The sequence below is a fragment of the Pseudomonas sp. MYb193 genome (genome assembly GCF_002966775.1).
GTDB classification, from domain to species: Bacteria; Pseudomonadota; Gammaproteobacteria; order Pseudomonadales; family Pseudomonadaceae; genus Aquipseudomonas; species Aquipseudomonas paracarnis.
The window spans coordinates 4,850,311-4,860,343 of record NZ_CP023269.1 but is presented as its reverse complement, the minus strand read 5'-3'; the positions used below and the strand labels follow the sequence as shown (position 1 = coordinate 4,860,343).

At 53.0% G+C, this 10,033-nt stretch carries 9 protein-coding genes; 8 read left to right on the top strand and 1 reads right to left on the bottom strand.

Annotated features, from left to right (window positions below; all coding sequences use genetic code 11):
- The first annotated feature begins 2 nt into the window (after positions 1-2).
- Complete coding sequence (locus tag CLM72_RS22230; RefSeq protein ID WP_078803706.1) at positions 3-410, top strand: hypothetical protein; 408 nt, start codon at positions 3-5, stop codon at positions 408-410.
- A 308-nt stretch (positions 411-718) separates the two neighbouring features.
- Here CLM72_RS22230 and CLM72_RS22225 read toward each other — a convergent pair whose 3' ends face one another.
- Positions 719-967, bottom strand: a complete 249-nt coding sequence (locus CLM72_RS22225; protein WP_105228192.1) for a DUF6124 family protein — start codon at positions 965-967, stop codon at positions 719-721.
- A 375-nt stretch (positions 968-1,342) separates the two neighbouring features.
- On the opposite strand from CLM72_RS22225, the gene CLM72_RS22220 reads away from it, so the two are divergent.
- The 7 genes from CLM72_RS22220 to CLM72_RS22200 all read left to right on the top strand — a co-directional run bounded on the left by CLM72_RS22220 (position 1,343) and on the right by CLM72_RS22200 (position 9,920).
- A complete protein-coding gene (locus CLM72_RS22220; RefSeq protein ID WP_105228190.1) occupies positions 1,343-4,618 on the top strand; it encodes a DUF637 domain-containing protein in 3,276 nt (1,091 codons plus the stop codon).
- A gap of 3 nt (positions 4,619-4,621) precedes the next feature.
- The gene (locus tag CLM72_RS28850) at positions 4,622-5,011 is read left to right on the top strand and encodes a hypothetical protein (protein ID WP_127880968.1); all 390 of its coding nucleotides are present in this window, start codon (positions 4,622-4,624) and stop codon (positions 5,009-5,011) included.
- 133 nt (positions 5,012-5,144) lie between these two features.
- Entirely contained in the window at positions 5,145-5,846 is a 702-nt protein-coding gene (locus tag CLM72_RS22215) for a transposase (protein ID WP_105228188.1), read from the top strand.
- 53 nt (positions 5,847-5,899) lie between these two features.
- On the top strand, positions 5,900-6,154 hold the full coding sequence (locus CLM72_RS28845; RefSeq protein WP_146120443.1) for a hypothetical protein: 255 nt from the start codon (positions 5,900-5,902) through the stop codon (positions 6,152-6,154).
- 212 nt (positions 6,155-6,366) lie between these two features.
- A complete protein-coding gene (locus CLM72_RS22210) occupies positions 6,367-7,068 on the top strand; it encodes a transposase (protein ID WP_105228186.1) in 702 nt (233 codons plus the stop codon).
- Positions 7,069-7,483: 415 nt separating this feature from the next.
- On the top strand, positions 7,484-9,178 hold the full coding sequence (leuA, locus tag CLM72_RS22205; RefSeq protein WP_105228184.1) for a 2-isopropylmalate synthase: 1,695 nt from the start codon (positions 7,484-7,486) through the stop codon (positions 9,176-9,178).
- Position 9,179: 1 nt separating this feature from the next.
- Entirely contained in the window at positions 9,180-9,920 is a 741-nt protein-coding gene (locus CLM72_RS22200) for a helix-turn-helix domain-containing protein (RefSeq protein ID WP_054899116.1), read from the top strand.
- The last annotated feature ends 113 nt before the right edge of the window (positions 9,921-10,033 follow it).

Genomic DNA, 10,033 nt, shown 5'->3' with positions numbered 1-10,033 from the left:
TGTTGGCTAATCAGATAGATGAGTTAGAGAAGATTTTAGGTGGGAAGCTCGAAAGGTCTGATGCTAGAGTCATCCCTGGGACGGATGGTGCAGCCACCAGGGAGGCTATGTATTTCTCTGATGATGGGAAAAATAAATTCCGAAAGCAATTTAAAAATATCACATGCTTCGCCGATCCTACGAACGCAACTAGTGGTGGGATCAATGAAGCAGGGTGTAGCATTACGCCGTTAGGTGGCCCACTATTTCACGCTGTCATATATCACGGAGATATTAACGGTTGGAGAAAGGATATTAAGGCCGGTGCCGAGGGTCTCGGGTTGCTGCTGGCTCGAATCGAGGATGATCAATTTGTTATTAGCGATGGTCGCTCCATTCCTCTGTCAGAGTGCAAGATAGAGTTCTCTTAAACTTACTCCACTGACACCGGCTTTGCACCGGTGTTTTTGCATCCTTTCTGCATCCCTTTTGAGGGGGAAGGGGGATGGTTTTATTTGATTGGTCTGTTGGCGGTTCGCTCTTTAATAACGTGGTTTTATTTTTTTCTTTTTTTTGGGGGGGGGCTGCTAGCTTTATGGTTAACCAAGACGGATGGTCTATAAAAAACCATTTTTTTGTAAATAATTCAATTGATTAAGTTTGAGTGATAGATGGGGCAGGCCATGATTTTCGAGTAAAACTGGGTAACCTACCCTCATCTATTTTTCTCTATTAATAATCAGAGGGTTACTGGGTTTGTTTTTTTCAAAGCATCGTTCACTAGAAGGTGCGCGCTTTCGATTAGCTGGGCCAAACCAAAGGTTTGAAGTCGCTGTGATCCGCTTGAGGAAAACGCTTGTTCATTCGCCATAGCTGATGCCGAAGCCAAAAGCTCACTCGCATTCACTAATGCTTCTTCGGAGCTCAAGTCTGACCTCACATTGAAAACACTGGTAGGCAAATCATTATCATCTATTTTCGTGTTCATGAGCGACACTCCAATGCACCACACATTGAATGAGCGTCAACGGCAGAGCGCGAACAGCTCATCACGACTTTTACTTCAATAACTCGACAGTTTCGATTTGTAGAAAACATCCACTCGGTCCTCAGACAGTTAAGGGACCACCACCTTCGTTGCGACACGAGTGGGTGGTGGACCGTGCGAGGGTCGCAAACCGGTGTCCGAGGGTACCGGCCGGGCAAAAGCCCGCCTCACACGGTCCACCATAGATGCGGTAAGCAGGCATAAAAAAAGCGCCTGCTACAGAGCTATGGCGCTACCGCGCCTCAGACTACTTCAGGTTGCGACACCCGGCCACAGGATTTACTGCGACGGCGAATCCTAGCCAAGTTACTTCCTATGGCTCAACCTCGGCAGGTCGTGGGAAAAGTCCGAAGCTCGGGAACACGGCATTACGTCCTCAAAAATGATTCAAACAAGGACTCGCTCAACCTGCAACTGGGCGTGTCGCTGACTGCCGAGCAAGTGGCGGCGCTGACCCACGACATCGTGTGGATGGAAGAAGCCGAGGTCAACGGCCAGAAAGTCCTGACCCCCGTGCTCTACCTGGCCCAGGCCAACAACCGCCTGGCCCCCAACGGCGCGCTGATCCAAGGCCAGGACGTGAGCTTGGTCACCGGCGGCGACCTGCACAACAGCGGCACCCTGCGGGCCACCAACAACCTCAGCATGGTCGCCGGCAACATCGACAACAGCGGCCTGATGCAAGCCGGCAACCGCCTGGAAATGCTCGCCACCGACTCGATCCGCAACAGCCGTGGCGGCATCATCAATGGCCGCGACATCAGCGCCACCGCGGTGACCGGCGACATCATCAACGAACGCACCGTCACCACCTTTAAACAGGACGGCCAGGGCTACCAACTGCGCAACGACGTGGCCAGCGAAGCCTCCCGCTTCGAAGCCACCGACACGCTCAAACTGAACGCCGGCCGCGACGTGCTCAACCTCGGCAGCAACCTGAAAGCCGGTGGCAACGCCAGCGTAACCGCAGGGCGTGATGTGCTGATCGTCAGCCAGACCGAACAGGACGACTACGCCTACCAACGCCGCCGTATCAGCGGCACCGAGCAAACCATCCTGCAACACACCTCCGGTGTGGACGTGGGCGGCAACCTCGCCATCGACGCGCGCCGCGACATCGCCGTGGTCGCCAGCACCGTCAGCGCCGCCAAAGACCTCAGCGTCAAAGCCGGCGAAAACCTGACCCTGGCCGCCGCAGCCAACGAACAACACGACTACTCCAAAGGCAAAAAAGGCGGCACCAAAACCACTACTCAACTGGACGACGTCACCCAACAAAGCGCCGAACTCAAAGCCGGCGGCGACCTGATCGCCATCGCCGGCACCGACCTGACCCTGGTCGCCAGCAAAATCAGCGCGGGCAATGAAGCCTATGTGCACGCTGATAACGAACTGCAAATGCTGGCGGCGCAGGACAGCCACTACTCGCTGTATGACATGAGCAAGAAGGGCAATTGGGGCAGCAAGAAAACTCAGCGTGATGAAGTGACCGATGTGAAGAATGTCGGGAGCGAGATCAAGACTGGGGGGGATTTGACGCTGGAGAGTGGGGGGGATCAGAAGTATCAGGCGGCGAAGCTTGAGAGTGGTGGGGATATTGCGATTGTCAGTGGAGGGGCGGTTGAGTTTGAGGCGGTGAAGGATCTGCATCAGGAGAGTCATGAGAAGAGCAAGGGAGATGCGTTCTGGACATCATCAAAAGGTAAAGGCAATACAGATGAGACCCTGCGCCAGACCCAAATGGTGGCAGAGGGCAATATCGCGATCAAGGCGGTGGAAGGCCTGAAAATCGACGTCAGGCAGGTCAACCAGCAAACCGTCAGCCAATCGATTGATGCGATGGTCAAGGCCGATCCGCAATTGGCCTGGATTAAAGAGGCCGAGGCTCGTGGGGATGTGGACTGGAGGCAGGTCAAGGAGATTCACGACAGCTTCAAGTACAGCAACTCGGGGTTGGGGCCGGCGTCGCAGATCATTATTGCGATTGTGATGGCTGCATTTGTTGGACCTGCAGCTATGGGGGCAATGACCACCGCAGGTGCTGGTATTGGCGTCGCTGCTGGCACTGGCGCTATTGCCGCAGGTGCTGCGACTAATGCCACGGTGAGTGCGGTTAATAATCGCGGCAACCTCGGCGCGGTATTTAAAGATGTCACTTCGTCTGATGCGATGAAGGGATACGCAGTATCTGGCCTCACAGCAGGTTTCACGGCGGCATATTTTGACGGTTGGACGGGAAGTAAAACGACTCAAGCTTCCGGAAAAATCGACTTACAACTTAATACGCTGAAGGGCGTAGGGCAGTTTGCGGCCAACCAGACGCTACAGAACGGCACCTCGGCCGTGCTTAAAAAAGCGCTGGGGCAGGATGCCGATTTGGGTGATGCGCTCACCAGCGTTTTATTCAACACATTGGCGGCCACCAGCTTTAACGCAGTTGGTGAAATAGGTTTGAAGACGGGCAGTATCGAAAAAGTAGCTACCCACGCGCTCGTTGGTGGATTTATCGCGGAGGTGGCCGGAGGAGATTTTGTTAGCGGGGCTATCGCCGCCGGAGCTAACGAAGCACTGGCAAATCAGCTACGCCGCTTGGCTACCGATATAAGCCCTGAGAAGCGGGACGTCTTTCTAACCACCGCCGCTCAACTGATTGGTGTCGCTGCAGCAGCAGTTGTTGATGGTGGCGCCGACACGAAAAATCTTCAAGTTGCCGCATGGGCTGCTCAGAATGCCACCAATTACAACAGCTTAAATCATGAAGATGCCGCCGATTTTGTAGCAGATATGAATATCTGCGGGAAAGACGTGACATGCCAGCAGAAAACGTGGAAGGCAGGTAAGTACGACGATATCAGCCTCGGAAATTATGAAGAGGCCATGAAAACCGCTGGCCCGGCGTGGGCAAAGTCTCAGATAACAACGCTCGAAGGTGGTTTGTTTGCGCTTAAATCGCTCAACTGCCAAACAGATGTGTGTTTTAACTACAAGCAGACATTGGAGGCTAGGGCGTATGAGAATCTGGATAAGCTCCATACGTTGGTTAACACCTATGAACCTTATATTGCAGGCATAGCTGGTGGTGTTGCTGGAGGCGTGCGTCCTAGGCAACCTACGCTTCGAGAGGGTGAGACAGCAGGTGCGCAGGCTGGTAAATCAGAGGCGTACTGGAGTAAGGTTAAAATCGAAACTGGCGGTGTAAAAACACCCACAAGCTGGCAGGGGTCAGGCCCTGCGCCTGGGGTTTTAGGCTTGGAGCCGGGGTCTGTATCATCTAAAGCTATACAGAATTATTTTCCTAGTACAAAAAACGGTTCCATTGAGTTTGTTTTTGATCCTAAAACTAGCACTTTCGCTGTCGGTAAGCCTACCACTAACCTTGGGGGCTCTCCTCATCAACAGCTGGCAGAAACTATAAAGTCCGACGGATCGGCTCTAGTTGGTGGTATGTTTCGGCGAGGACCCAACGGGGAGGTGATAACGAATGAGTTTAGCGGGCACTACTGGAAAAATTGGACACCTGAGGTCAGAGCTAAGTTTGAGCAGACTCTTAAGCAGTACGATCTCAATGTCAAACATCATCCTGGAATGTAATGTATGAAAGATTCTGAGAGAATTATTTTGGATGGGGGGGGCGTAATTTGCAGATGTGAGTCTGGTCGCTGGAAGCTATCAAGCGATGAAGCTACATGGCCTTTGGTTAGCTCGTCAGATTTCAAAAGAGTTATCTCATTACTTGAGATACCTTTTGAAAGCGTTAAATTAGCTCTAGGACTAGACTTTCCCTACATGAGTGTTGTGAGGGTTGGATTGAGGCACGATTCTGATTATTGGATAAATCTTGCCATTTCTTGGGTCGCGCAAAGTTCGGCTCAAGAGGTCGCTTCCTTTGTAGAAGACCTGAAGAAGTTATCAGTAGATAAGGCTGTCTCACAAAGTAACCGACATTTGGCAAGAAAGGAACTAAAGCGTATTCTTAATGGTTAATTGATACAAGGCGCGCAGTATCCACTGCTAAGGAGTAGAGAAAAAAAGGGGACAGAAAAAAAGAGAAAAAAGGGGACAGATTTATTTTTTTCCCATTTGCTAGGCTGTAATTCTCTAAGGAAGGAGGTTACCTATGCCCAGAGTGGGACGTGTCGTTTTGCCCAACTATCCTCATCATGTTGTACAGCGTGGTCACAACCGCCAGGTGATCTTTGCTGCCGAGGAGGACTACCAGCGCTACGTGAGAGACCTTCGAGAGCTTAAGGACGCATTTGGCATAAAAATATACGCCTACTGTTTGATGACTAATCATGTCCATTTACTGGTTTCTCCGGGTAACTCGGTTGCAGGGCTAGGGCAGTTAATGAAGGCGCTCGCGGCTCGGGCCACTCGGTATCGAAACAGGTTAGAAGGGCGGACAGGTACATTATGGGAGGGACGGTATAAATCAAGCGTGGTGCAAACGGAGACTTACTTGCTAGCTTGCTGCCGGTACATTGAATTAAATCCGGTTCGTGCATGCATGGTAGCTGACGCGGCGGATTATCCATGGTCAAGTTACAGTGCCCGCACAGGGCTGGTGCCTGATAGTGACTGGCTTGATGTTGATGCTTGTTTTTCCATATTGGGGGATACAACGCTGAAGCGCCGCGAAAATTATAAGTTATTTGTGAAGCAGTCCGTTTCGAGTGATGAGACGAAAATTATTCGTGAGGCGTTGCAACGGGGGCAGCTTACCGGAACTGCTCGTTTCATTGAAGAAGTTGAGAGGATTGCAGGCGTTCGTATTGAGCGCCGAGGGCAAGGGCGGCCAAGGTTGGATGGTGGTAAATAAATCTGTCCCCTTTTTGCTTTTTGTCGTGGTGTATCTAATATGGGAAGTAATAAGTGAAGCCAAAAACGGTAGGTTGGTACCTATTGGGTACGCTAGCTGTGTATTTTTTTCTGGTTTTTTTTGTGGTAGGTATTGTCGGTAATTTACTCGTGGCGACGATTGCATATTTCAAGCTGGGTCATTGGGCGCTTGAGGCTGGCGTTATCAATGCCTCTCTGAAAGTCGCTGCTTACTGCGGGGTTCCAGTAGGTGCGGGTATTTGGATGTTGTCATGGCTGAAAAGTCGTAAAGACAAAAAAAGGCACTAGTATTTGGAAGAAGTAGAAAAAGGGGACAGATTTGAATGGCACTTACTTAACCTTCTTTGGTTGTCCATTTCTCCTGACCTCGGCCCTTGCCGCCGAACGCGTTTGCATCAGCATCGGGTAAGGTTTTGGATAAAAGGGGACTGGATAAAAGGGGACAGATTTATTTTTTCCCCATTTGCTAGGCTGTAATTCTCTAAGGAAGGAGGTTACCTATGCCCAGAGTGGGACATGTCGTTTTGCCCAACTATCCTCATCATGTTGTACAGCGTGGTCACAACCGCCAGGTGATCTTTGCTGCCGAGGAGGACTACCAGCGCTACGTGAGAGACCTTCGAGAGCTTAAGGACGCATTTGGCATAAAAATATACGCCTACTGTTTGATGACTAATCATGTCCATTTACTGGTTTCTCCGGGTAACTCGGTTGCAGGGCTAGGGCAGTTAATGAAGGCGCTCGCGGCTCGGGCCACTCGGTATCGAAACAGGTTAGAAGGGCGGACAGGTACATTATGGGAGGGACGGTATAAATCAAGCGTGGTGCAAACGGAGACTTACTTGCTAGCTTGCTGCCGGTACATTGAATTAAATCCGGTTCGTGCATGCATGGTAGCTGACGCGGCGGATTATCCATGGTCAAGTTACAGGGCCCGCACAGGGCTGGTGCCTGATAGTGACTGGCTTGATGTTGATGCTTGTTTTTCCATATTGGGGGATACAACGCTGAAGCGCCGCGAAAATTATAAGTTATTTGTGAAGCAGTCCGTTTCGAGTGATGAGACGAAAATTATTCGTGAGGCGTTGCAACGGGGGCAGCTTACCGGAACTGCTCGTTTCATTGAAGAAGTTGAGAGGATTGCAGGCGTTCGTATTGAGCCCCGAGGGCAAGGGCGGCCGAGGTTGGATGATGGTAAATAAATCTGTCCCCTTTTTGGTCCCCCTTTTTGGTCGTCCTGAACGTAACCTACAGGTATCCAATCAAGTGTGTTCAGAAAACCCGAGAGCCTTACACAGGTAAGGTTCTCGGGTTTTTTTTGCCCGTCAGAAATGTTTTCCCTGGCTCCCTCAGCCCGTTCATCCAAGCGATAGGTTCTTTTTTGCTGATTTTGCCGGTAACTCCTGACTTCCGGTCTTTGATTGTTGGTTTTTATTTCTTTTCGCAATATTTTTTCGGTTTTTTTGAGCTTTTTGGATTTTTCTTTGAATTTTTTCATTCCGCAAACTCAACAACGCAATTTGTATCAAACTATGTTCGTTTAGTATTGGATCCAATCAGTCGGCATTGCCGGTGGTGTGTCTGACACAAACAAACTGCTGAAAAAGGAGAAACGCCATGATGCTCAAGGACCCTTCCCGCAAATATCGCCACTTCACCACGGTCAACCTGCCGGATCGCACCTGGCCCAGCACTGTCCAGGCTGCCGCTCCCACCTGGTGCAGTGTGGATATGCGTGATGGCAACCAGGCGTTGATCGAGCCGATGAATGCCGAGCGCAAGCGGCGTTTCTTCGATTTGCTGGTGAAGGTCGGTTTCAAGCAGATCGAGGTGGGCTTTCCTGCCGCTTCGCAGACCGACTTTGACTATGTCCGTGAGCTGATTGAAAGCGGTTCGATTCCTGATGATGTGACGATTCAGGTCATGACCCAGGCGCGCAGCCACCTCATCGCGCGCACGTTTGAGGCGTTGAAGGGCGCGCCTCGCGCCATCGTGCATGTTTACAATGCGACGGCGCCGGTGTTTCGGGACGTTGTCTTCAATGTGGACAAGGCGGGCTGCATCGAGATCGCTACCCAGGCAACTCGGGAGATCAAGCAGCACATGGACGCGAACCCCGATACGCAGTGGACGTTCCAGTATTCCCCGGAAACCTTTTGCTTCACCGAGCTGCATTTTGCATTGCAGGTGTGTGAAGCGGTGACGGATACGTTCGGGCCGACCCCGAGCAACAAGATGATCCTGAATCTGCCCACCACCGTGGAGGTGTCTACCGCCAATGTCTTCGCCGACCAGATCGAATGGTTCTGCCGGCACTTCAGTCGCCGTGACAGTGTGGTCATCAGCGTGCATCCGCACAATGATCGGGGCACTGGAGTTTCCACCGCGGAGCAGGCGTGCCTGGCCGGTGCCGAGCGTGTCGAGGGCACGTTGTTCGGTAACGGTGAGCGTACCGGCAACGTCGATATCCTCACATTGGCGATGAACCTCTACACCAGCGGCATCGATCCGCAGTTGGATTTCTCCGACATCCTGCACGTCCAGCGTGAGGTGGAGTTCTGCAATCAGTTGCCCACCCATCCTCGTCACCCTTACGCCGGTGAGTTGGTGTTTACCGCGTTCTCCGGCTCGCACCAGGACGCGATCAAAAAAGGCTTTGCGGCGCGCCAGGCCAATCCGCAGGGCATGTGGGAAGTGCCGTACCTGCCTATCGATCCTGCCGATATGGGCCGTAGCTATGAAGCGGTGATTCGCGTGAACAGCCAGTCGGGCAAGGGGGGCGTGGCCTATCTGTTGGAGCAGCACGGCATTGTGATGCCGCGTCGCTTGCAGATGGAGTTCAGCAGCCTGGTACAACAGGAAGCAGATGGCTCCGGCCAGGAAATCAGTGGCGAGATGATCCTTGCCTGCTTCACCCGGCATTACCTGGAGCAGGGCAAGCCTTACGCGTTACGAGCCCCCAAACTGGTGAGCGAGGGCGATGTGACTTACCTGGAGGCCACCCTTGAACAAGGTACACAGCGCATCGACTTGAGTGGCGAGGGCAACGGCCCGCTGGCGGCGCTGGTCGATGCGTTTGCCCAGCGTGGCATTCATTTTGATATCGCCGATTACCACGAACATGCCACCCGTGACGGTGCCCAGGCTGAGGCGTTGGCCTATGTGGAAATTCGCGTGGGTAACCAGTTGCTGTTCGGCGCCGCTCGCGATGGCAGTAGCCTGCTCGCTTCCCTCAAAGCGGTCACCAGTGCGGTCAATCGTGCATCGCGCCTGGGCCTGCTCAGCGTGGTGAATGCTGCGGTGCCGTCCTGAGATGAACGCGCATACCGCATTGGCGGCACTTGCCGGTAATTATGGCCACGGTGACATCGTGGCCTCGCATCGACATGACGAAGGCCAACTGGTCTACGCCATCAACGGTGTGATGCTTGTGTCGGTGGAGGAGACCACCTGGGTGGTACCTTCCGGGCATGCCCTGTGGGTGCCTTCAGGTTTGGAACATCAGATCCGCATGACCGGCGAAGTGCGCATGCGCACTTTGTTGATCTCGCCGGGAGCGCACCGTCGTTTGACCGAGGAGTGCGAGGTCATCAGGGTTTCACCCTTGCTGCGCGAGCTGATTGTGGCGGCCGGCGATGAGCCTGACAGCCACCCGGCGTCGTTGCGTCATGTACAGATTGTCGAGCTGATTTTCTCGGAACTTGACCGTGCGCAAAGGGTGCTGGCTCACGTGCCGATACCGGACGAGCCGAGGCTCAAGTCACTGTGTGCGGACTTTATCGACAACCCTTCTCAGGAGTCGAAACTGGAGAGTTGGGCGGTGCAACTCAATATGAGTTCACGCACCCTGGCTCGGCTGTTCCAGAAAGAGTTGGGCATGAGTTACGGCGAGTGGCGCAAGCGCACGCGGCTGCTGCTCAGCATGCAGCGGCTGGCCAGTGGTGCCTCCATCCTTGAAGTGGCATTGGAGCATGGTTATCAGAGTCCGAGTGCATTTACCGCGATGTTCAAACGCACCATGGGCTACACCCCGAGTAACTGTCGCTTGGTCTGAATCTGACTGGCGATAGCACCACCTCCTTTTGAACATGGCCCCGCCTCCAGGCAGGGCCATGTTTACCTGTGCCTGGTGTATGGAGCCTGCGGCGCAGAGGGCGCGCCGGCACA

Excerpts from the sequence above, each read along its gene's own strand:
- CLM72_RS22225 (WP_105228192.1), bottom strand. The coding sequence starts at position 967 with ATGAACACGAAAATAGATGATAATGATTTGCCTACCAGTGTTTTCAAT.
- CLM72_RS22210 (WP_105228186.1), top strand. The coding sequence starts at position 6,367 with ATGCCCAGAGTGGGACATGTCGTTTTGCCCAACTATCCTCATCATGTT.
- CLM72_RS22200 (WP_054899116.1), top strand. The coding sequence starts at position 9,180 with ATGAACGCGCATACCGCATTGGCGGCACTTGCCGGTAATTATGGCCAC.
- CLM72_RS22215 (WP_105228188.1), top strand. The coding sequence starts at position 5,145 with ATGCCCAGAGTGGGACGTGTCGTTTTGCCCAACTATCCTCATCATGTT.
- CLM72_RS28850 (WP_127880968.1), top strand. The coding sequence starts at position 4,622 with ATGAAAGATTCTGAGAGAATTATTTTGGATGGGGGGGGCGTAATTTGC.
- leuA (WP_105228184.1), top strand. The coding sequence starts at position 7,484 with ATGATGCTCAAGGACCCTTCCCGCAAATATCGCCACTTCACCACGGTC.
- CLM72_RS22220 (WP_105228190.1), top strand. The coding sequence starts at position 1,343 with ATGGCTCAACCTCGGCAGGTCGTGGGAAAAGTCCGAAGCTCGGGAACA.